A 21,146-nucleotide genomic window follows, 5' to 3' on the forward strand; every position below is an offset into this window, starting at 1 on the left:
AAAATGAAAACTTATTTAAATTTTATTGATGGAGAATTTATTCCGCATAATGGAGATTTTATGGAAGTTTTAAATCCGGCTACAAAAGAAGTGATTTCAAGAGTAGCTAGTGCATCTTTAGAGGATACAAAAAGAGCTATTGAGGCAGCTAAAAAAGCACAAAAAGCTTGGGAGGCAAAAGCAGCCATTGAAAGGTCAAATTATTTAAGAGAAATAGCAAATTTAATACGTAAAAATTCTACCTTTTTAACCGAAGTTTTAATGCAAGAGCAAGGAAAAATTAGAAGTTTAGCTGAGGTTGAGATCAATTTTAGCGCAAATTATATGGACTATATGGCTGAATGGGCTAGAAGATACGAGGGTGAAATCATACAAAGCGATAGAGCTAATGAGCATATATATTTATATAAGAGTGCTATAGGTGTAGTAAGTGGGATTTTGCCTTGGAATTTTCCTTTCTTTTTAATCGTTAGAAAAATGGCTCCAGCTTTGCTTACTGGTAATACCATTGTTATAAAACCAAGTAGCGAGACTCCAAATAATGCTTTTGAATTTGCAAAACTTGTTTCGCAAAGTTCTTTGCCAAAAGGAGTTTTTAATCTTGTAGCGGGTAAGGGTAGTGTGGTAGGAACTGAGCTATCAAGCAATGAAAATATAGGTATGGTAAGTCTTACAGGAAGCGTTGAAGCAGGTATTAGAGTAATGGAAGCTGCGGCAAAAAATATCATAAAAGTTTCTTTAGAACTTGGCGGAAAAGCACCTGCTATAGTGTGCAAAGATGCAGATATTGATTTAGCTGTAGAAGCGATTAAGGCAAGCAGGATTTGCAATAACGGGCAAGTTTGCAATTGTGCTGAAAGAGCTTATGTGCATACTAGTATTTATGATGAATTTGTGGATAAATTTGTAAAAACAATGAGTAAGGTAAGTGTCGGAAATACTATGCAAGGAAATTTTGATATGGGACCTTTGGTAAATCAAGCAGGACTTGATAATGCTTTAGCTATGCTTCAAAGAGCTAGTGCTAAAGGAGCTATTGTAGAATGCGGAGGGAAAATTACTGATACAACCGGGTATTATTTTCCAGCAACTGTTTTAACTAATGTAAAACACGAAGATGAGATTATGCAAAAAGAAATTTTTGCTCCGATTTTACCTATAGCTAAATTTGATACACTTGATGAGGCAATTGATATGGCAAATGATTGTGAATATGGACTTACAAGTTCTATTTATACGCAAAATTTAGATATAGCAATGAGAGCAAGCAAAGAGCTTAAATTTGGGGAAACTTATATTAACCGTGAAAATTTTGAAGCTATGCAAGGTTTTCATGCAGGATTTAGAAAAAGTGGCATAGGTGGAGCTGATGGTAAGCATGGTCTTGAAGAGTATTTGGCTACTCATGTTGTTTATTTGCAATATAATACCAACAAGCAATAATTTTTATCCTATCTAAAATGATAGGATTTATTTAATCTTTAAATTTATATTTTGAGATTATAAAATTTTAAAAAAGTATTTTGAATTTTGCACTTTATTGTATTTATGCTTTTAAGTTTTAAAGTAGTTTATACAAGCATTAACTACTTATCATCAAATTTCATTTTAAAAAGATGTATAAAATAAATCGGTTCTAGTTTATGTTTTTGTAAGTAAAATTTAGATATTATCCAAAGTTTATTATATCATTTAAAGAAAGGAATTATTGTGCCTACCATAAATCAATTGGTTAGAAAAGAGCGCAAAAAAGTTTTAGAAAAATCTAAATCTCCAGCGCTTAAAAATTGTCCACAAAGAAGGGGAGTTTGTACTAGGGTTTATACAACAACACCTAAAAAACCAAACTCAGCGTTAAGAAAAGTTGCCAAAGTAAGGCTTACAAGTGGCTTTGAGGTCATTAGTTATATAGGTGGTGAGGGTCATAACCTTCAAGAGCACAGCATAGTATTAGTGCGTGGTGGAAGGGTTAAGGACTTACCGGGTGTTAAGTATCATATCGTGCGTGGCGCATTGGATACTGCTGGTGTTGCAAAAAGAACAGTTTCTCGTTCTAAATATGGTGCTAAGCGTCCTAAAGCAGGTGCTGCTAAGTAAATTTAAAGACAGACAAATCCGTTTGATTTGATTTTGTTTGAGTAAAATTTAAAATTTGAAGGAAAAAAATGAGAAGAAGAAAAGCTCCGGTAAGAGAAGTCTTGCCTGATCCGATTTATGGTAACAAAGTAATTACGAAATTTATTAATTCTTTAATGTATGATGGTAAAAAAAGTGTTGCAACAACTATTTTGTATGGTGCTTTAGAAGCTATTGACAAAAAAGGTGGCGAAAAAAAAGGTATAGATGTTTTTAATGAAGCAATTGAAAATATCAAGCCTATTTTAGAAGTTAAATCACGTCGTGTTGGTGGAGCTACTTATCAAGTTCCAGTAGAAGTAAGACCTGCTAGACAACAAGCTTTAGCGATCCGCTGGATTATTTCTTTTGCGAGAAAAAGAAGCGAGAGAACTATGATAGAAAAACTTGCTGCTGAGTTGATGGACGCTGCAAATAGCAAAGGTGCTTCATTTAAGAAGAAAGAAGATACTTATAAAATGGCTGAAGCAAATAAAGCATTTGCTCACTATCGCTGGTAAAAAGGAGAATAAATGTCAAGAAGTACTCCTTTAAAAAGAGTTAGAAATATAGGAATTGCTGCACATATTGATGCAGGAAAAACAACAACAAGTGAAAGAATACTTTTCTTTACAGGTATGAGTCATAAAATAGGCGAAGTGCATGATGGTGCTGCTACTATGGATTGGATGGAACAAGAAAAAGAAAGAGGTATTACTATCACTTCTGCTGCAACAACTTGTTTTTGGAAAGATCATCAAATCAATCTAATTGACACTCCAGGCCACGTTGATTTTACTATAGAAGTTGAAAGATCAATGCGTGTTTTAGATGGTGCTGTTGCAGTGTTTTGTTCTGTAGGTGGCGTTCAACCACAAAGCGAAACAGTTTGGAGACAAGCTAATAAGTATGGCGTTCCAAGAATTGTTTTTGTTAATAAGATGGATAGAATCGGTGCGAATTTTTTTAGAGTAGAAGAACAAATTCGCGAACGTTTAAAAGCTAATCCAGTTCCACTTCAAATTCCAATCGGTTCTGAAGATAATTTTAAAGGCGTAATCGATCTTATTACAATGAAAGCTTTGGTTTGGGAAGATGAAAACAAGCCAACTGATTATGTAGAAAAAGAAATTCCTGCTGAGCTTAAAGATCAAGCAGAAGAATATCGTGTAAAAATGATAGAAGCTGTTTCTGAAACTTCTGATGAACTTATGGAAAAATACTTAGGCGGAGAAGAATTAAGTATAGAAGAAATTAGAGCAGGTATTAAAGCGGGATGTTTAAATCTTTCTATGATTCCTATGCTTTGTGGAACAGCTTTTAAAAACAAAGGAATTCAGCCTTTACTTGATGCGGTTATTGCGTATTTACCAGCTCCAGATGAAGTTGCAAATATTAAAGGGGAATATGAAGATGGCACAGAAGTTTCTGTAAAATCAACTGATGATGGAGAATTTGCAGGACTTGCATTTAAGATTATGACAGACCCTTTTGTAGGACAACTTACTTTCGTTCGTGTTTATCGTGGAAGTTTAGAAAGTGGATCTTATGCTTATAACTCAACCAAAGATAAGAAAGAAAGAATAGGGCGTCTTTTAAAAATGCACTCTAATAAAAGAGAAGAAATTAAAGTTCTTTATGCTGGAGAAATTGGTGCTGTTGTAGGACTTAAAGATACATTAACAGGTGATACTTTAGCGAGTGAAAAAGATAAAGTAATTCTTGAGAGAATGGATTTTCCAGATCCTGTTATTTCTGTTGCAGTGGAACCAAAAACTAAAGCAGATCAAGAAAAAATGTCTATAGCTTTAAATAAATTAGCACAAGAAGATCCAAGTTTTAGAGTTTCAACCGATGAAGAAAGTGGTCAAACTATTATTTCTGGTATGGGTGAATTACACCTTGAAATTATTGTAGATAGAATGCTTCGTGAATTTAAAGTAGAAGCTGAAGTAGGTCAGCCTCAGGTTGCTTATCGTGAAACTATTAGAAAAGTAGTAGAACAAGAATACAAATACGCAAAACAATCAGGTGGTCGTGGACAATATGGACACGTTTTCTTGCGTCTTGAGCCACTTGATCCAGGTAGTGGATATGAGTTTGTAAATGATATCAAAGGTGGTGTAATCCCTAAAGAATATATCCCAGCCGTAGATAAAGGTATCCAAGAAGCATTACAAAATGGTGTTTTAGCCGGCTATCCTGTTGAAGATGTTAAAGTAACTGTTTATGATGGAAGTTATCACGAAGTGGATTCTTCTGAAATGGCATTTAAACTTGCTGCTTCTATGGGATTTAAAGAAGGTGCTAGAAAAGCAGGAGCTGTTATTTTAGAACCTATGATGAAAGTTGAAGTTGAAACACCTGAAGAGTATATGGGAGATGTTATTGGAGATCTTAATAAACGTCGTGGTCAAGTGAATTCTATGGATGAAAGAGGTGGAAATAAAATCGTTACCGCATTTTGTCCTTTGGCTGAAATGTTTGGTTACTCTACTGATCTTAGAAGTCAAACTCAAGGACGTGCAACTTATTCTATGGAATTTGATCATTACAATGAAGTTCCTAAGAATGTTTCTGAAGAAATTATCAAAAAGAGAAATGGATAATTATATTAGCTTAGAATTTGCTTTTTTGGCAAATTCTAAATGTCCTCGTAGCTCAGCTGGATAGAGCACAAAATTCCTAATTTTGAGGCCGTGAGTTCGAATCTCGCCGTGGACACCAAGTAATAATTCACTAAATAACATTAAGATATAAAATCTACTATTTTAAACGATTTTCCTGCATTCAGATTTTATTATGATTGAAATTTTTCTTATCATTTTGTAGCCATCTATATAGCCAAAGTATTGGCTATATAGATACTAAAAAATGTTTTTTAATATTTAATTAAAAAGATATAGATAATTTAGAAATCAAAAGATAAAAGGTATATAATTAGCATAGAATAGCCAAAAGAATATATATTCGGTATCACATATTGAAAAATTCTAGGTATTGGAATCTTTTTTGTAATATTTAATATTTGAATTTTTCAGAAGTTTTTATAAAAATAATATTATTTTGTTTATTGATTAATTTTTATTTAGGTTACAAAACTTTCTACCAATCTTTGTACTAATAAATTCCATCCATCTACTAAAACAAAAATAAGTAGTTTAAAAGGTAAAGATATCATAACAGGCGGAAGCATCATCATACCCATTGCCATTAATACAGAACTTACGACCATATCTATAACTAAAAAAGGTAGATAGATTAAAAAGCCTATTTCAAAAGCCGTTTTTAATTCTGAAATCATAAAGGCTGGCACAAGAACGCTTAAAGGAACATCGTCTATGGTTTTAGGATTAGGCAAATTTCGAATTCTATAAAATAAAGCAAGATCTTTTTCTCTAGTATTTTTTAGCATAAATTCTTTAAAGGGTTTAACTCCTTTGGCAAATGCTTCTTCATAGCCTATTTTTTCCTCTAAATAAGGCTTAACTGCTTCATTATATGACTTTGTGGCTACAGGTTCCATAATAAAAAAGGTTAAAATAAGAGCAAGGGTTATTAAAATAGTATTAGGCGGCATACTTTGCGTTCCCATAGCTTGTCTTAAAAATGAAAAAACAACAATTAAACGCAAGAAAGAAGTCATAACAAAAATAATACTTGGCGCTAAAGCAAGTATGGTTAAAACAATGATAATGTTTAAAGTTGTTACAAGCTGATTTGGGGTATCAGGGGCGCTTAAACTTAAATTCACAGTAGGAATTGTTGCTTCTGGAGCAGCAAAAAGAGTTAAAGAAAATAAAAACAATAAAAGAATTTTTTTCAAATTTTTTAACCTTTGGAGTTTTCTTTTAGTCTATTTTATATTTATAATTTTTAATTTTATCTTTAGATGTTTTAAAACAAGTTTAACTTTAGTTTTTGATAAACTTTGCTTAATTTTAAGCTGGTAAAATACTTTAAAATTTTTGAATAAGGTTTTAAATGCAAAGTTCTATTTTAATTTTAGCTGCTGGACTTGGAACAAGAATGAAGTCTAAAAAGCCAAAAGTTTTACAAAAAATATGTAAAAAAAGTATGATTTTATATATACTTGAAAAAGCTTTTAAGATAAGTGATGATGTAAGTGTAGTTTTATCTTATGAGAAAGAATTAATTGAAAAAGAAATTTTAGATCATTTTCCAAAAACTAAAATTTTAGAACAAGATTTAAACAAATTTCCAGGAACTGCAGGAGCTTTAAAAAACTATAAACCACAAGCTAAACAAACACTAATTTTATGTGGAGATATGCCTTTAATAAAAGAACAAAGTTTAAAAAAACTTATTGATACAAATTATGATTTTAATGTAGCAATTTTTAATGCTAAAGATCCTAAAAATTACGGGAGGGTAATTTTAAAAGAAGATTCTTTAGAAAAAATTGTTGAATTTAAAGATGCTAGTGAAGAGGAGAGAAATGTTTCTCTTTGTAATGCCGGAGTTTATGCTATAAATTCAGATCTTTTAATGCAAATTTTGCCTTTGATTGATAATAAAAATGAAGCCAAAGAGTATTATTTAACAGATGCGATTAAATTAGCTAGAGAAAAAGGAGTTTTAATACATCCTGTTTTTGTAGATGAGTTTGAATTTATGGGAGTTAATGATAAATTTGAATTAAGCAAAGCTGAGGAATTAATGCAAGATGAGCTTAAGAAATACTGGATGAAACAAGGAGTGATTTTTCATTTGCCTCATACTATTTATATAGATCCTGATGTTTGTTTTGAAGGAGAATGTGAAATTTATGAAAATGTTCGTATTGAAGGAAAGAGTCTTATTGTAAATTCTATCATTAAAAGTTCTTGTGTTATAGAAGAGAGCGAAGTATTTAATAGCGATATAGGACCTTTGGCACATCTTAGACCTAAAAATATTATTAAAAATTCACATATTGGAAATTTCGTAGAATGCAAAAATGCAAAATTAAACAAAATTAAAGCAGGGCATTTAAGTTATCTTGGAGATTGTGAAATCGATGAAGGGACCAATATAGGTTGTGGGGTTATTACTTGCAATTATGATGGTATCAAAAAGCACAAAAGTATAATAGGTAAAAATGTTTTTATTGGCTCAAATTCAGAGCTTATAGCCCCTGTTAATATAGAAGATGATGTGATTATAGCCGCTGGAAGTTGTGTGGATAAAAAAGTTGAAAAAGGAGCTTTATTTATCAATAGAGCAACGAGTAAAATAATTAAAGATTATTTTTATAAAAAATTTCAATGAAAACTTTACTTTTAGCAATTAGCGGAAGCATAGCTTTTTATAAAACTTATGAGCTTATATCTTTATTTAAGAAAGAAGGCTTTAAGGTTAAAGTTTTACTTAGCAATGGGGCTTTAAGATTTGCTTCTAAAATAAGTTTTGAAGCACTTTGTGATGATGTTTTATGTGAAGAGAATGAAACTTGGAAAAATGCAAACAATCATATAGCTTTTAGTAAAGATTGCGATCTTATACTTTTTGCTCCTGCGAGTATAAATTCTATTAATAAACTTGCTTTAGGGATTTGTGATAATTTATTTATACAAACTTTAATTGCAGCTAAACTTCCTTTGATTATTGCTCCAGCAGCAAATACAAATATGTATTTGCATTTTAGTGTGCAGAATTCTTTGAAACTTTTAAAAGAACAGGGTGCTTTGATAATAGATCCTATTTGTAAAAAGCTTGCTTGTAATGACGAGGGCATAGGAGCTTTAGCAGAAGTTTTGGATATTTTTAATATTGTTAAAAGAGAACTTTTAAAAGAAAAATTTTTTATAGGCAAAAGTGTTGTTGTAACTGGTGGAGGCACGAAAGAAAAGATTGATGAGGTAAGATGTATTAGTAATTTTTCAAGCGGACTTATGGCTAAAGCTATAGCAGATGCTTTTTATTTTTTGGGTGCTAATGTCACTTTTTTAAGTAGTGTAGATTTTAAAACTCCTTATAAACTTTTAAAATTCGAAAGTTCTAAAGAGCTAAAAGAACTTTTAATAGAAAATAAAAATAAAGATTTTTTGATAATGAGTGCCGCTGTTAGTGATTTTATCCCTATAATGCAAGCTGGAAAAATTAAAAAAAATGAGCATTTAGAAGGTTTAGAGCTGAAGCTTTTACCTAATGAAGATTTGCTTAAAAATATAGATTTTAAAGGTAAAAAGATAGGATTTAAACTAGAATTTGATGAAAAAAATGCTATAAAAAATGCTAAGCATTCATTAAAGGATAAAAAGCTTGATATGGTATGCTTAAATATTTTAAAAAAAGAAAATTCTTTTGGATCTAATTTGAATGAAATATTGTGTATTAGTGCCAAAGATGAGGTGTTATTTTCCATGCAGGATAAAAAAAATTTAGCCTATAAACTAGCCTATAAATGTAAAGAATTATGAGTATTATTAATCCAATATTGCCTATACAAATTGAAGTTCTTGCTAAATCTGGATATGGGCACTATACTTTACTAATAAATAATAAAAAAATTCAAACTAAAAGTATGATTGAGCTTGAAGTTGGGGTGCAATATTTAGTAGAATTATATAATGATAGTGGTAGTATAATAGAATTTAAAAATCTTTATAAAAAACCTAGTTTATCTTTTTTTGAACAAGGATTATCTTTAATTACTGGCCTTTTGGAAGAAGGAATTGATTTTAAAAAATTTATTTTACATAATCTTATAGAATGCAAAGATAAGCAAAAATATCAAATTCTAAAAGAAATGCTTTTTGCAAGTTTTGAAAATGTATATCATATTCCTTTTGTTTTTGAAAACAAAGCCGCTCTTTTACAAATGAAAAAAGACAAATTTTTAGAAATTTATCTTTTTTTTGGTGTATTTGGACCCTTAAAAATTTTTATTAAAGAAAATGAAATTTTAATTAAAACACCTTTTTTTAAAGTGCAAAAATTTTTAAGCGAGCACTTAAAAATACAGGTTTTACAAGATACAAATGTGAAGCCTTTATTTGAATTTAAAAAACTATTTAATTTTAAAGGATAAAAATGAATAAATTAAAACACCTTGCTATTGTAATGGATGGTAATAGACGTTGGGCTAAAGCTAAGGGAGTTTTAGTAAAGTTAGGCTATTCTCAAGGTGTTAAAACAATGCAAAAAATTATGGAAGTTTGCGTTGAGGAGGGAATTTCAAATTTAAGTCTTTTTGCTTTTAGTACTGAAAATTGGGGTCGTCCACAAGATGAAATTGACTTTATTTTTAAACTTTTAGATCGCTGTTTAGATGAAGCTTTGGAAAAATTTGAAAAAAATAATGTTTGTTTAAAAGCAATTGGTGATTTATCAAAACTTGATAAGAATTTAAGAGAAAAAATAGCCTTAGTTGAAGAAAAAACAAAGCATTGTAATTTGCTTTATATTCATTTAGCTATTTCTTATGGCTCTAAAAATGAAATTATTAGAGCTACAAAAAGAGTATTAGAAAAAGGTTTAGAACTTAATGAAGAAAATTTAAGTAAAAATTTAGATCTGCCTTTAGATGTGGATTTGCTTCTTAGAGTGGGCAATGCTAAAAGACTTTCTAACTTTTTATTGTGGCAATGCGCTTACGCTGAAATATACTTTAGTGAAACTTTATTTCCTAGCCTTACAAAAAGAGAATTTAAAAGGATTATAAAAGATTATAAAAATCGCGAAAGAACTTTTGGTTTATGATATTTTTTTTGCTGATTTTAGGTGCAAGTTTAGGTTCTTTTTGTAAAGCTTTAGCTGATCGTATCATCTATAAACAAAAGATTTTTTATCCTAGATCTTTTTGTTTTAGTTGTAGAAGAAACTTAGGATTTTTAGAATTAATTCCTATTTTTTCTTATATTTTTTTAAGAGCAAAATGTAAATATTGTAAAAATAAAATTCCCTTTGAAGTATTTTTAAGCGAAATAATTGGTATTTTTTTAATTTGTATTGCTTATTTTTTTAATACAAATTTATATGATTTTATTGTTTTTTCTTTTTTTGTTTTTAATTTATTTTTACTTTCTTTGATTGATATAAAATTAAAAGCTGTTCCAGAAATTTTGCTTTGGAGTGCTTTTTTTCTAGCGGGTTTTTATGCTTTTAAAATGGAGGAAATTTTTTATATTTTTATTTTTGAAAATTTAAAAGAAGGGTTTTTACTTTATGCCGTAAGTTTTTCTGGGGCTTTGTTTTTATTTAAAAGTTTTATTTTATTTTTAACAAATTTAAAAAGAAAAAATAAAATATCTGATAATTTAGGAGATGCAGATATTATTATAGTTGCTTGTATAGGTGGAATTTTAGGTTTTAAAGATGGATTTATCTCTTTGTTTATTGCTTGTATTTTGACTTTGCCTTTTTTTATCATTAAAGCAAGAAAAGAGAAAGAACTTGCTATGATACCTTTTTTAACTCTATCTTTTATTCTAGTTTGGATTTTTAGGATAAATTATGAAACTTTGTTATAAATATATTTTAAACCAATTTTTAAGTACAAATTTATCAATTTTTTTTACTTTATTTAGTATCGTTTCTATGGTATTTTTTATACAGCTTGCGAAATTTACCTCAAATATAGAAATTAATTTTTTGGATCTTTTAAGACTCTATGGTTTTATGTTGCCAAGAATTTTAATCTTTACTCTACCTATAGCTTTTTTTATAGCTTTAACTTTGGCTTTTTATAGACTTTCTAAGGAGAATGAAAGTATAGTGTTTTTTACACTAGGTTTTTCACCTTTAAATTTAGCTAAGTTTTTCTTGCAAATTGCAGCTTGTGTGAGTGCTTTAATGCTCATTGTAGCTTTAATTGTGCTTCCAATAGTTTTTGAACTTCAAGATAATTTTATTAATTATAAAAAAACTCAAGTTAAATTTAATTATAAAACAGGAGAATTTGGTCAAAAATTCTTAGATTGGATGATCTTTATTGAAAAAGAAGAAGCAAATGGGTATAAAAATATTATTTTATATCATCCAAAAAAATTAAAAACTGATAAGGAACAATTTATCATTGCTAAAGATGCTAAAGTATTATCAAAGGAAAATGGTCTTTCTTTTGAATTAAATTCCGGCAAAATGTATAATTTTGAGGATAATCAAACTATGTTTATAGGAGATTTTGAAAAGCTTGTAATTAATACTCAAGTGGATAATTTAAATACTAAAATAAAAAGTTTCTATGAATATTGGAGTGATATTTCTATCAATGAAGAGAAAGCAAAAGAATTTGTTGTTTATACTACAATTGCTCTTTTTCCTTTAGCAAGCACTCTTTTTGCTTTAAGTTTTGGTATAGTGACTTACCGCTATGAAAAAGGTTTTATATATTTTGGTATGTTTGGGGTTATTGGCGTATATTTTGGACTTTTAAACATTTTTCATCAGCCCCCAATTTTATCCTGTATTTTAATTTTTTTAAGTATTTTTATTGCTTCGTTTATATGTTTTAAAAAAATGATTTTAAGTCGTTATTAATGAAATTAAAATTTGTTTTTTCTTACGATGGTTCAGCTTTTTTAGGTTCTGCTAAACAACCACATAAAAAAAGTGTTCAAGATAACTTTGAAAATGCTCTTTCTCATCTTGGAATTTATAATTCGTTTTTAATGGCTTCACGAACAGATAAAGGAGTGCATGCTAATAATGCCGTAGGTTGTGTAGAATGTGGAGATTATTTTAAAGATTTACATTATCTTAAAAATCAACTTAATAAATATACTCATCCTTTTATACATATAAAACAAATTCAAAAGATGGAACAAGACTTTGAAGTAAGATTTGATGCTAAGGCAAGAGAATATCGTTATATATTTAATCATGACAAATTTAATCCTTTTTTATCACGTTATGCTTATTTTTATCCTTCATTTGATATAAATCAAGCAAATGAACTTCTTGCTTTATTTAACGGAGAGCATAATTTTAAGTTATTTCAAAAAGAAGGTAGTTCTACAAAAAGTACAATAAGAAAGATGTATTTTGCTAAAGCCTATGCTTATAAGAAATTAAGCATTTTTACTTTTAGGGCTAATGGTTTTTTAAGGGCTCAAATTCGTTTAAGTGTTGCTAGTGTTTTGGCTGTTTTAGAAAATCGTTTAAGCAAAGAACAACTTAAAGAACAAATTGAGGCAAAAAAAGAGCACTGTAGAATTTTAGCTCCCCCCAATGGACTTTATTTGCATAGAATTTTATATTGATATAAATTAACACATATTAATTTTTTTGTTCTATTTTTTGTATAGAATACAGAAAAAAAAAGGAGTAAATATGAGTGGGTATTATGTATATATTTTGCTTGTGCATTTAATTTGTGCTATATTTTTTATAGGATATTTATTTGTTGATATTTTTGTTATAAGAAAAGTAAAAAAGAATTATAATGATTTTGACTCTAAACTTTTATCAAATACAGCAATTAAAATAATGCCTTTTATAGTTTTAATATTATTTTTAAGTGGTGGAATGTTAGCAAGTTTTCATTTTAAGCCATTAAATGGTTATTTTGCTATAAAGATTATTTTAGCTTCTATTATTTTTGCTTTGGTGTTATTTTCTTTGTTTTGTCGTTTTATATTTAAAAAGCCAAATCCTTTAGGCAAGATAATACATCCTATTGTTTTTATTTTGGCCATGGTGATTGTAATTTTAGCAAAATTAATGAATTATTTTTTTATATCTTTTTAAGTAAAATACCACATTCTAAATGTTTGGTATGAACAAATTGATCAAAAAGTGCAAATTTTTTAATTTGATGAGTTTTTAAAAGAAAATCTAAATTTTCTTTTAAACTTAAAGGATTACAAGAAATATAAATAATATTATTATAGTTTTTTATTAAATTTATAACCTCTTTATTAAGTCCAGATCTTGGAGGATCAACTAGAACATGAGAGAAATTAAAATCATCAAGATTTATATGCTTTAAACGATTAAATTCTCTTTCTTTTTTAAATGCTTGACTAAGTTCTTCGCTTGAAAGTCTTATAAAATCTATATTAGAAATTTGATTCAACTCGCAATTTTTTAATGCAAATTGTATATTTTTTTTAGAAAGTTCTGTGGCTAATACTTTTTTAAAACAAGAAGCTAAAGCTATTGTAAAATTTCCATAACCACAATAAAGCTCCAATAAATCTTTTGTTGTTTCTTGTTTAAGTATTGTTAAAACCCATTCTATCATTTTTTCATTGATTAGGGTATTTGGTTGTATAAAGCAATCATTATTAAATTCATAAATAAATTCTTTATCAAAAATATTTAGATTTTGGGTAAGAATTTCTTTTTGAAAAATTAATTTTTTCTTTTTGCTTCTTGCAATAAGATTTAATTGGAGGTTTTTACTTAAATCAGAAAGTTCTTTTTCTATTAAATTTATATCTTTATGATAAAGCAATGTTACGCTTAATTCTTTTTTACTTGCTAGAAATTCCACTCCAAAAAGTTTTTCTTTTAATGCAAAATTCTTTTTTATGTAATCAAGCAATAAAGGCATAAGATTACATATTTTTTCATCGCAAAAATCTAAAGTATCAATAATATATTTTTTCTTAGTTTTTTCATCAAACATAGCATAGAATATATCATCATCTTTGTGATAAAAGGAAAGCTCAGCTCTTGTTCTATAATGTTTAAAAGAAGAAATAAAAATTTCAAATTCTTCTTTATAATTTTCTTTGAAAAGCTCTTTAATTTGTCTAATTTTTTCTTCTAAAGTATTATTGATGCACAGTTTAGAAAAATCTTTCATTCGACTTTTTTTCCAATCATTCTTAACAAAATTACAATAAGTGCTAGATTTAAAGGTAGGATAATCCACACACTAAATCCTAAAGAGATAGGCAAATAACCAGTGATTAAAGAGATTATACAGATAAATAAAGCATAAGGAATTTGAGTTCTAACGTGTTCCATATGATCGCATTTTGCACTCATTGAAGAGAGTATAACATTATCTGAAATAGGAGAGCAATGATTTCCAAAAATAGCCCCTGTTAAAACACAGCTTATATTAATAACCATATAATGATGCAAAGAATTAGGATCAAATTGATTAAGTTGTGCAATGGCGTAGGCTAAAGGTACGGCCAGTGGCATTAAAATACTCATTGTTCCATAACTAGTTCCTATAGCAAAAGAAATTCCCGAGGCAAATAGAAAAATTACCGAAGGAAGAACAAAAGAGGGTAGTTCTCCAACAAGAAGAGAAACTATATATTTAGAAGTTCCAAGATCTTTAACTATACTAGAAAGAGACCATGCAAGCAAAAGTAAAACTATAGTAAAAATCATAGTTTTCCAACCATAAATCCAAGTTTCTATTGCTTCTTTAAGATCAAAAATCTTCCTTCTAATTCCCATAAAAATGGCAATAATGGCAGAAAATAAAGCAGATTGAAACAATACTACAGAAGAATCTGCGTTCCCAAAAGTTGTTCTAAAAGCATAAAAAGATAAAGGATTTTCTTTAACTTTTTTTAACTCATCTCCTTCTAATACGCCAAGTCCATTAAAATAAAAACCAACAATACAGAGAAAAATAAGAATAAAAATCGGAATAATAGCACTTGAAGCTTTGATACTTATATTTTCTTTTGGTGCTAAAAATTGATCTTCTAATTCAGCTGTATTTAGTGCTTGAGATTTGATTTTTGGTGCGACTTCTCCTGTAGTTCTAGCCCTTATTTCTGCTTGATACATAGGTCCAAATTCTCTCTTCATTAATGCTGTCATTAAAACAAAAAAAAGCATAAAAATATTATAAAATCTGTAAGGAATAGTTTCTAAAAAAATTCCAAAAGCACTAATATTTTCTATACCTATATGATTATAGGCATTTTTAATTAAAGAAACTTCTAGACCTATCCAAGTTGAAATGATAGCTATTCCAGCAACCGGAGCAGCAGTTGAGTCAATAATAAAAGCAAATTTTTCTCTTGAAATTTTAAATTTATCTGCTAAGGGTCGCATGATGGGACCAACGATTAGCAAATTAGCATAATCATCAAAAAATATTAAAAGGCCTATGAACCAAGTATTTATTTGAGCGCTTACAGCAGATTTAGCTCTTTTTGCAAAATTTAAAGCTATAGCTTTAGCTCCACCCATTTTGGTAATAAGAGCTACCAATCCTCCTATGCAAAGAATTTGTAAAATAATTCCAGCATTTAAAGGATCTGAAGTGGAGTGCAAGATATAAGAAATCATTTTTGTAAATGATTCTAAAAGGGTATTGTAGATATTTAAAAATTGTATCTTTTGACTTAAAAAAATATTAGAAGACAAGCTTAAAAGAAAAGTTCCACTTAAAACCCCTGCAAACAAAGATAAGATAACATCTTTTGTAACAAAAGCTAAAGCAATTGCTATAATAGGCGGTATAAGAGTAAAAAAACCATATAAATTAGCATTAGTATCAGCATCAGCAAATAGAGCAATAGGCATTAAAAATATAAATATAATTTTCATGAAAACTTCTCTATATGAAAACCATTCCAAGTTTGTGTAACTGGCATAAGTTCTATTTCATTGATATTAATATGTTCTGGAAGATTGATAATGGAAATAATAACTTTTGCAATATCATCAGCGCTAATAAATTTGGTGTTTTTATAAATTTGTTCTGCTTTTTCTTTATCTCCTTTAAAGCGAACTTCGGAAAATTCTGTTTTACAAAGTCCTGGAGCTATATTGGTAACTTTAATATTGCTTGATCTTAAATCATTTCTTAATGCAAGAGAAAATTGCCTTACAAATGCTTTTGTGCCACAATATACATTACCGCCAAAATAAGGATTTGTCGCTGCTACTGATCCTATATTAAAAATATAAGCATTTTTTTGTTTTCTAAGTATGGGAATGATCACCCTTGCAATATATAAAAAGCCTTTAATATTTGTATCAACCATAGTATCTATATCTTCTAAACTCAAGCTATCAAATTCGTCTTGATTAAGCGCAAGTCCTGCGTTATTGATTAAAAGGCTAATATCGCTGAATTCTTTGGGTAAATTTTTAAGTTCAGAATTTATTTTTTCTTTATCACGCACATCTAGTGCAATAATATGGAGTTTATCTTTAAATTTTTCTTTTAAAAGCTTTAATCTTTCTTCGCGTCTTGCTATGGCTATAACTTTAAAACCTTCATTAATTAATGCTTCTACGCTAGCTCTTCCAAAGCCAGAACTAGCTCCTGTGATTAAAGCTGTTTTCATTCTAAAGAACCTCCATAAAATAAATTTTCGCTTGGTTTAAGACCTAAAGATTTTAGATATTTAGCATTTTCTTCTTTTTTAGCGGCTAAAGCAAAGTCTAAGGCATTAAAACCTAAATCATCTTTTTCAAAAAGTTTTACGCCTTTTTGCACCAAAAGTTTTAAAATTTCCGTATTTCCGTATGCTGCAGCATGCATTAGGACATTTTTAGAAGTATGTTCAAGAGCACAAAAGGTTATAAAATAAGGTGTATCACTTTCTATATTGGCGCTTAGTGCTAGTTTTTCATTGTTGTTAATGTATTTATGATTTACATCTGCCTTATTATTAAGTAAAAGTTCTATGATGTCTTTTTTTTGAAATTCTATAGCATAAAAAAGAGGAGTTTTTCCAAATGCATTACTTTGGTTTACATTTGCTCCTTGTTCGATTAAAAATTTTGTATTTTGATAATTCTCTAAAGCATAAAAAATAGCACTTTCATATCCTTCATCAAGCTTGGCACCAAAATCTAAAAGAGTTTGAATAATTGTTGTGTTTCTTTGATTTAATAAGGCAGATCTTAATGCTATAGTGAGTTCTGTTCTAGAGGGATTATTTGTGTAAATAAATTGTTTTAAACAGCTTTCGTTACAATTTTTATTTTCAAGTATTTTGGATATTGGTAAAATATCTTTTATAATTTTTGTTTCACCAACTGCCCAATTTAAAAATTCATTTAAGGCTTGCTTTGCTAAAAAAAACGAAGTTGTTTTATCCAAATTAAATGTTTTTTGATAATAGTTTTCTAAAGGTTTTAAAGCGTTGTTGTATTTTTGCCAAAAAGATTGGTAAAGTCTAAAATTTCCTATACTTTGATAAGCCCAATATTTAAAATAAGTATTTAGTTCTTGGTATTTTTTATCTAGATTTGTTTTTCTTTCAAGCTCTTTTTGGTAAGCTAAAGGATCAATAGAAATCTTTAATAACAAAAGATTAAACTCTGTAAGCTTTGGCAAATAAGATATACCCGAACAAGAACTATTGCTTCCTCTTATTTCATTAGAAATCTTATAAAGATCTTTTGTAAAAATTGCATTTTTTAAAGACTCTTTACAATTGTCAATTTTATTAATGATATTTTGATCAGATAAATCAAATTTTTGGTTTAAGATATTTTTACAATCAAAAGCTAATATAGAAGAAAGAGATAATATAAGAGAAAATAAAAATTTCAATTTAATCCTTTTTTGTGTTAAACTTCAAGTTTAAATCGGCATTTGCTTAATAATTTTTTATTAAAAATAATCAATTGTTTTTAGAAAAGTAGAATAATATAATTTTCTTTATTTAAGGATAAATAATGTTTAAAATTTGTTTTAAATCCCCTTTATGTTACTTATCTCTACATAGTGATGGAAAATTTTTGACTAAGGTTGATTTTCATCAAACTTATTTTGAAGATAAAAGTTGCGAAGTATTAGAACAAGCAAAAGAAGAATTAAAACTTTATTTTTCAGGTAAATTAAAGGAATTTAAAACACCTTTAAAATTTAAAGGAAGCGAATTTGAACAAAAAGTATACAAAGCTTTAATTCAAATTCCTTATGGAGTTTTATTAACTTATAAGGATATAGCTTTAAAAATAGCTCATCCTAAGACTTTTCGCGCTGTGGGTAATGCTAATTCTAAAAATGATATTCCTATTTTTATTCCTTGTCATAGGGTAGTAGCAAGTAATGGGATTGGCGGATATAATGGGGGCTTGGAGATTAAAAAATTTTTAATTGACCTTGAAAAATCAGTCAAATAGGTTTGATTCTTCTATCTCATTTTGCAAACAAAAATCTTTAATATAGTTTTTATGTTCATCTAGTATAAGACAGTACTTAAAATCTTTGTTTTTTAAATCAAAAATATGAGAATACGAAAAATCACAAAATAAAGAATTTTTTAAAGCGGATTTAAAACCTTTAATATTTTTAAAATTTTCTTTAAAAAATTCAAAATCGTTTTCATTAAAAACAAAAATAAGAGCTCTATCGCTTTTTCCAAATTCAGCAGGCTTAAAATCATAATGTATAAAATAAATTTGAAAAAAATCTAATTTATTTAGATTAAAACGAATATCACGTTTTTTTTCTTGTAAAAAGGATATAAAATTAGCAAAAATTTGTGCATAAATAAAAGGTAATTTTATATTTTTAAAATATATGTTTTCACAAATTAAATTTATATAAAAAGGACTCGAACTTTCTAATAAGGCAAAATTAACTTGATTAAGTTGATCAAAATTGGCACAAAGTTTTAAAATATAATTTTTATTGCTAGAGCAAAAAATTTCATTTTTATCGGCTTTAATCAAAGAGTTAAAATCTAAAAAAATATTCTCTTGTAAACTTTTTAAATAAAATGCTTTTGCAAAATGAATTTCATTAGGATTGCATAGTAAAAATTTAAATTCTTTTTCTTCACATAAAAAACGTAAAAGTCTAAAAATAGATACTTCTAAATTTTGGCTTTGTAGATAAAAAATTTCTTTATCTAATATAGGAATTTCTTTTTCATAGACAATAACAAAAGCCCCTTTTTTAATAGCTTCTTTTATTTCTAGCTCATCATTTGAAAAAAAAGCATAAGCGTATTTTACTTCATTTAAATTAAGGCTAAAACCTTCTACGCTTAAGACCTTTCCTTCGTTGATAATTTTTGTATTTAAAAGTTCATTAAGATTTGAAATATTCATCCTATTAAAGAGCCGTTTTCTACCAACTGTTCAGGAGTTATTAATACAAGTTTATCCCCGCTTTTAGCACTAAGAATCATACCATCACTTTCGTATCCAAAAATTTTTGCTTTTTTAAGATTGCTTAATACACAAATTTGTTTTCCTATTAAATCTTTTGGATTATAGTGTTTAGCGATCCCTGAAATTACTTGTCTTATTTCATTATCTTCAAGTTCAAGTTCAAATCTTAAAAGTTTATCGCTTCCTGGTATGGCTTGACAATCTTTAACTAGGCCTATTTTGATTTCAATTTTAGAGAAATCTTCTATTTTAATTTTTGCTTTATTTTCTTGTTTTATTTCATTTTCTTTTTGGCTTTTTTGTTCAATTTTAGGAAATAAAGCTTCACAAGGAGAAGCTTTAAAATCCAAAAGTTCATTATTTAAAATGAGTTTTTGATAAGTTTTGCTTGATATTTCAAAATTTAAAGCTTTAGCAACTTTTTTTGTGCTATTTGGCAATACTGGATTTAAAAGTATGCTAACTTGTGCTAGGATATTTGCACAAAGAGAGATTAGAGCATTTGCTTTTTTATTTTCGTTGTTTTTGATTAAATTCCAAGGTTCATATTTGCTTATGCTTAAATTTGCTACATTTAAAGCCTTAAAGAGTTCTTCTAAATAATGATTAGTTTGTAAAACTTCTAAAAAATTAATAGCTTCTTTTAAATGTTTTTTTGCTTGCTGATATTCTTCGCTAAAATATATTAAAACGTCTTTATGATCTATGTAATTTTGGGAGTATTTTGCACTCATTCCTATAATACGTCCAAGTAAATTTCCAAATTCATTACTAAGTTCTGCATTGATATGATTGATTAAAGATTGTTCATTAAAATCTCCATCATTGCCAAAAGATACCTCTTTAAGAAGAAAATATCTAAAAGCTTCTAATCCATAAGTATGAGCAATTTTTCTAGGATCTATAATATTGCCTTTAGATTTACTCATTTTTTCTCCATCTTGTATCCACCATCCGTGTGCTGCTACAAATTTTGGTAGAGGTAAATTTGCACTCATTAAAAAAGCAGGCCAATAAATAGCGTGAAAACGTAAGATATCTTTTCCTACCAAATGTATATGTGCAGGCCAAAATTTTGAATTTTCATCTTGCAAAGAACTTACATAGATAAAAAGTGCATCAAGCCAAACATAAATAATATGTTTATCGTCTTTTAATTCTTTTGGAAGTTTAATTCCCCAATTAAAACTTGTTCTAGTAATCGAAAGATCTTTTAAGCCATTTTGAACAAAATTAATAAGTTCATTTTTTTTATTTTTAGGCAGTATAGGATCGGATTCTTCATACCATTTTAAAATTTTATCTTGATATTTTGAAAGCCTAAAGAAATAACTTTCTTCTTTTAAAAGAGAAGTTTCTTTTCCGCAATCTGGGCAACAAAGATGATTGATTAGTTGAGTTGGAGTAAAAAAACTTTCACAAGAGATGCAATAATGTCCTTCATATTCATCTTTATAAATATCTCCTTTTTCATACATTTTTAGAAAAATATTTTGAACAAAATCAATATGTTTTTGATCAGTAGTTCTTGCGTATATATCATAAGTAATTTCAAATTCATCCCAGAGTTTTTTAAATTCTAAGCTTATTTTATCGGCGTATTCTTTTGCAGAGTTATTGTGATTTTTGGCAGCTTGTTCTATTTTTTGTCCATGTTCGTCTGTGCCTGTTAAAAATTTTGTTTCATATCCTTGTAAGCGATAAAATCTTGCCATTGTATCGGCTAAAATTGTAGTATAGGCATGACCTAGATGAGGTTTATCGTTTACATAATAAATTGGTGTAGTTATATAACGCATCTTTTTCCTTTAGTTAAATTTTTAAAAGTCAAAACCACCTTCATTTTTTCCTTTTGACATACTATTATAAACTGCATCTACATAATTTTTACGTGTTTGACAAGTAAAAATTTCAGGGCAATTATAACAAGAAGTAAGATTTTTTGTTCTTTGACAATTTTCTAGTTTTTCTTTATTTTGTTGCAGGTTTTTTTCAAAATTATCAAGAATGACTGCTTCTTCCAT

21 protein-coding genes and 1 tRNA gene are annotated in these 21,146 nt (G+C 28.1%); 14 read left to right on the forward strand and 8 right to left on the reverse strand.

Annotated features, from left to right (window positions below):
* The first annotated feature begins 3 nt into the window (after positions 1–3).
* The 5 genes from aldA to DU473_RS03470 all read left to right on the forward strand — a co-directional run bounded on the left by aldA (position 4) and on the right by DU473_RS03470 (position 4,842).
* Positions 4–1,443 (forward strand): aldehyde dehydrogenase, encoded by a 1,440-nt coding sequence (gene aldA / locus DU473_RS03450; RefSeq protein ID WP_131163570.1) that lies wholly within the window; start codon positions 4–6, stop codon positions 1,441–1,443.
* Between the two features lie 267 nt (positions 1,444–1,710).
* Positions 1,711–2,097: a 30S ribosomal protein S12 gene (rpsL, locus tag DU473_RS03455; RefSeq protein WP_002782934.1), complete on the forward strand. Its 387-nt coding sequence runs from the start codon at positions 1,711–1,713 to the stop codon at positions 2,095–2,097.
* A gap of 68 nt (positions 2,098–2,165) precedes the next feature.
* Positions 2,166–2,636: a 30S ribosomal protein S7 gene (gene rpsG / locus DU473_RS03460; protein WP_131163569.1), complete on the forward strand. Its 471-nt coding sequence runs from the start codon at positions 2,166–2,168 to the stop codon at positions 2,634–2,636.
* A gap of 12 nt (positions 2,637–2,648) precedes the next feature.
* Positions 2,649–4,724 (forward strand): elongation factor G, encoded by a 2,076-nt coding sequence (gene fusA, locus DU473_RS03465; protein ID WP_131163568.1) that lies wholly within the window; start codon positions 2,649–2,651, stop codon positions 4,722–4,724.
* 41 nt (positions 4,725–4,765) lie between these two features.
* A tRNA-Arg gene (locus tag DU473_RS03470) sits at positions 4,766–4,842 on the forward strand.
* Between the two features lie 361 nt (positions 4,843–5,203).
* Here DU473_RS03470 and fliP read toward each other — a convergent pair.
* Positions 5,204–5,941 (reverse strand): flagellar type III secretion system pore protein FliP, encoded by a 738-nt coding sequence (fliP, locus tag DU473_RS03475; protein WP_131163567.1) that lies wholly within the window; start codon positions 5,939–5,941, stop codon positions 5,204–5,206.
* Positions 5,942–6,099: 158 nt separating this feature from the next.
* On the opposite strand from fliP, the gene glmU reads away from it, so the two are divergent.
* The 8 genes from glmU (at position 6,100) to DU473_RS03515 (ending at position 12,807) form a co-directional block, all read left to right on the forward strand.
* Positions 6,100–7,386: a bifunctional UDP-N-acetylglucosamine diphosphorylase/glucosamine-1-phosphate N-acetyltransferase GlmU gene (gene glmU / locus DU473_RS03480; protein ID WP_131186527.1), complete on the forward strand. Its 1,287-nt coding sequence runs from the start codon at positions 6,100–6,102 to the stop codon at positions 7,384–7,386.
* On the forward strand, positions 7,383–8,537 hold the full coding sequence (gene coaBC, locus DU473_RS03485) for a bifunctional phosphopantothenoylcysteine decarboxylase/phosphopantothenate--cysteine ligase CoaBC (protein ID WP_131186528.1): 1,155 nt from the start codon (positions 7,383–7,385) through the stop codon (positions 8,535–8,537). The genes glmU and coaBC overlap by 4 nt, the downstream gene beginning before the upstream one ends.
* Complete coding sequence (locus tag DU473_RS03490) at positions 8,534–9,148, forward strand: hypothetical protein (RefSeq protein ID WP_131186529.1); 615 nt, start codon at positions 8,534–8,536, stop codon at positions 9,146–9,148. The genes coaBC and DU473_RS03490 overlap by 4 nt, the downstream gene beginning before the upstream one ends.
* Positions 9,149–9,150: 2 nt before the next feature.
* A complete protein-coding gene (gene uppS / locus DU473_RS03495) occupies positions 9,151–9,819 on the forward strand; it encodes a polyprenyl diphosphate synthase (protein WP_131163563.1) in 669 nt (222 codons plus the stop codon).
* A complete protein-coding gene (locus tag DU473_RS03500; protein ID WP_131165955.1) occupies positions 9,816–10,589 on the forward strand; it encodes a prepilin peptidase in 774 nt (257 codons plus the stop codon). Before uppS ends, DU473_RS03500 begins: the two co-directional genes overlap by 4 nt.
* A complete protein-coding gene (locus tag DU473_RS03505) occupies positions 10,573–11,598 on the forward strand; it encodes an LptF/LptG family permease (RefSeq protein ID WP_131165956.1) in 1,026 nt (341 codons plus the stop codon). The genes DU473_RS03500 and DU473_RS03505 overlap by 17 nt, the downstream gene beginning before the upstream one ends.
* On the forward strand, positions 11,598–12,320 hold the full coding sequence (gene truA, locus DU473_RS03510) for a tRNA pseudouridine(38-40) synthase TruA (protein WP_131186530.1): 723 nt from the start codon (positions 11,598–11,600) through the stop codon (positions 12,318–12,320). Before DU473_RS03505 ends, truA begins: the two co-directional genes overlap by 1 nt.
* Before the next feature lie 70 nt (positions 12,321–12,390).
* A complete protein-coding gene (locus tag DU473_RS03515; protein WP_131186531.1) occupies positions 12,391–12,807 on the forward strand; it encodes a hypothetical protein in 417 nt (138 codons plus the stop codon).
* On the opposite strand, the gene trmA is transcribed toward DU473_RS03515, so the two are convergent.
* The 4 genes from trmA to DU473_RS03535 are packed head-to-tail and all read right to left on the reverse strand — an operon-like array spanning position 12,794 to position 17,551.
* On the reverse strand, positions 12,794–13,870 hold the full coding sequence (gene trmA, locus DU473_RS03520; RefSeq protein ID WP_131186532.1) for a tRNA (uridine(54)-C5)-methyltransferase TrmA: 1,077 nt from the start codon (positions 13,868–13,870) through the stop codon (positions 12,794–12,796). The two genes, DU473_RS03515 and trmA, sit on opposite strands and share 14 nt — an antisense overlap.
* Positions 13,867–15,588, reverse strand: a complete 1,722-nt coding sequence (locus DU473_RS03525) for a Na+/H+ antiporter NhaC family protein (protein ID WP_131163557.1) — start codon at positions 15,586–15,588, stop codon at positions 13,867–13,869. Before DU473_RS03525 ends, trmA begins: the two co-directional genes overlap by 4 nt.
* Positions 15,585–16,334, reverse strand: coding sequence for an SDR family NAD(P)-dependent oxidoreductase (locus DU473_RS03530; protein WP_131165961.1), 750 nt, complete (start codon positions 16,332–16,334; stop codon positions 15,585–15,587). Before DU473_RS03530 ends, DU473_RS03525 begins: the two co-directional genes overlap by 4 nt.
* Positions 16,331–17,551 carry an ankyrin repeat domain-containing protein gene (locus DU473_RS03535; protein WP_131165962.1) on the reverse strand — a complete coding sequence of 407 codons (1,221 nt, stop codon included), beginning with the start codon at positions 17,549–17,551 and terminating at the stop codon, positions 16,331–16,333. The genes DU473_RS03530 and DU473_RS03535 overlap by 4 nt, the downstream gene beginning before the upstream one ends.
* Positions 17,552–17,676: 125 nt before the next feature.
* Between DU473_RS03535 and DU473_RS03540 the strand changes: the two genes are divergently transcribed.
* On the forward strand, positions 17,677–18,126 hold the full coding sequence (locus DU473_RS03540) for a methylated-DNA--[protein]-cysteine S-methyltransferase (protein WP_131186533.1): 450 nt from the start codon (positions 17,677–17,679) through the stop codon (positions 18,124–18,126).
* Here DU473_RS03540 and DU473_RS03545 read toward each other — a convergent pair.
* From DU473_RS03545 to DU473_RS03555, 3 genes are read right to left on the reverse strand one after another with little or no spacing between them, the layout of a single operon-like run.
* Positions 18,115–19,059, reverse strand: coding sequence for a hypothetical protein (locus tag DU473_RS03545; RefSeq protein WP_131163553.1), 945 nt, complete (start codon positions 19,057–19,059; stop codon positions 18,115–18,117). The two genes, DU473_RS03540 and DU473_RS03545, sit on opposite strands and share 12 nt — an antisense overlap.
* Positions 19,056–20,921, reverse strand: a complete 1,866-nt coding sequence (gene metG, locus DU473_RS03550; RefSeq protein WP_131163552.1) for a methionine--tRNA ligase — start codon at positions 20,919–20,921, stop codon at positions 19,056–19,058. The genes DU473_RS03545 and metG overlap by 4 nt, the downstream gene beginning before the upstream one ends.
* A gap of 21 nt (positions 20,922–20,942) precedes the next feature.
* Positions 20,943–21,146 (reverse strand): hypothetical protein, encoded by a 204-nt coding sequence (locus DU473_RS03555; protein WP_131163551.1) that lies wholly within the window; start codon positions 21,144–21,146, stop codon positions 20,943–20,945.

Source organism: Campylobacter novaezeelandiae (assembly GCF_004323845.1).
In the GTDB taxonomy this organism is placed as follows: Bacteria; Campylobacterota; Campylobacteria; order Campylobacterales; family Campylobacteraceae; genus Campylobacter_D; species Campylobacter_D novaezeelandiae.

Bases quoted from the DNA above. Each gene is read 5' to 3' on its own strand.
- DU473_RS03500 (WP_131165955.1), top strand. From the start codon at position 9,816: ATGATATTTTTTTTGCTGATTTTAGGTGCAAGTTTAGGTTCTTTTTGT.
- uppS (WP_131163563.1), top strand. From the start codon at position 9,151: ATGAATAAATTAAAACACCTTGCTATTGTAATGGATGGTAATAGACGT.
- DU473_RS03505 (WP_131165956.1), top strand. From the start codon at position 10,573: ATGAAACTTTGTTATAAATATATTTTAAACCAATTTTTAAGTACAAAT.
- rpsG (WP_131163569.1), top strand. From the start codon at position 2,166: ATGAGAAGAAGAAAAGCTCCGGTAAGAGAAGTCTTGCCTGATCCGATT.
- glmU (WP_131186527.1), top strand. From the start codon at position 6,100: ATGCAAAGTTCTATTTTAATTTTAGCTGCTGGACTTGGAACAAGAATG.
- DU473_RS03555 (WP_131163551.1), bottom strand. From the start codon at position 21,146: ATGGAAGAAGCAGTCATTCTTGATAATTTTGAAAAAAACCTGCAACAA.
- DU473_RS03515 (WP_131186531.1), top strand. From the start codon at position 12,391: ATGAGTGGGTATTATGTATATATTTTGCTTGTGCATTTAATTTGTGCT.
- DU473_RS03545 (WP_131163553.1), bottom strand. From the start codon at position 19,059: ATGAATATTTCAAATCTTAATGAACTTTTAAATACAAAAATTATCAAC.
- coaBC (WP_131186528.1), top strand. From the start codon at position 7,383: ATGAAAACTTTACTTTTAGCAATTAGCGGAAGCATAGCTTTTTATAAA.
- aldA (WP_131163570.1), top strand. From the start codon at position 4: ATGAAAACTTATTTAAATTTTATTGATGGAGAATTTATTCCGCATAAT.
- DU473_RS03490 (WP_131186529.1), top strand. From the start codon at position 8,534: ATGAGTATTATTAATCCAATATTGCCTATACAAATTGAAGTTCTTGCT.
- metG (WP_131163552.1), bottom strand. From the start codon at position 20,921: ATGCGTTATATAACTACACCAATTTATTATGTAAACGATAAACCTCAT.
- DU473_RS03540 (WP_131186533.1), top strand. From the start codon at position 17,677: ATGTTTAAAATTTGTTTTAAATCCCCTTTATGTTACTTATCTCTACAT.
- truA (WP_131186530.1), top strand. From the start codon at position 11,598: ATGAAATTAAAATTTGTTTTTTCTTACGATGGTTCAGCTTTTTTAGGT.
- DU473_RS03525 (WP_131163557.1), bottom strand. From the start codon at position 15,588: ATGAAAATTATATTTATATTTTTAATGCCTATTGCTCTATTTGCTGAT.
- DU473_RS03530 (WP_131165961.1), bottom strand. From the start codon at position 16,334: ATGAAAACAGCTTTAATCACAGGAGCTAGTTCTGGCTTTGGAAGAGCT.
- fusA (WP_131163568.1), top strand. From the start codon at position 2,649: ATGTCAAGAAGTACTCCTTTAAAAAGAGTTAGAAATATAGGAATTGCT.
- trmA (WP_131186532.1), bottom strand. From the start codon at position 13,870: ATGAAAGATTTTTCTAAACTGTGCATCAATAATACTTTAGAAGAAAAA.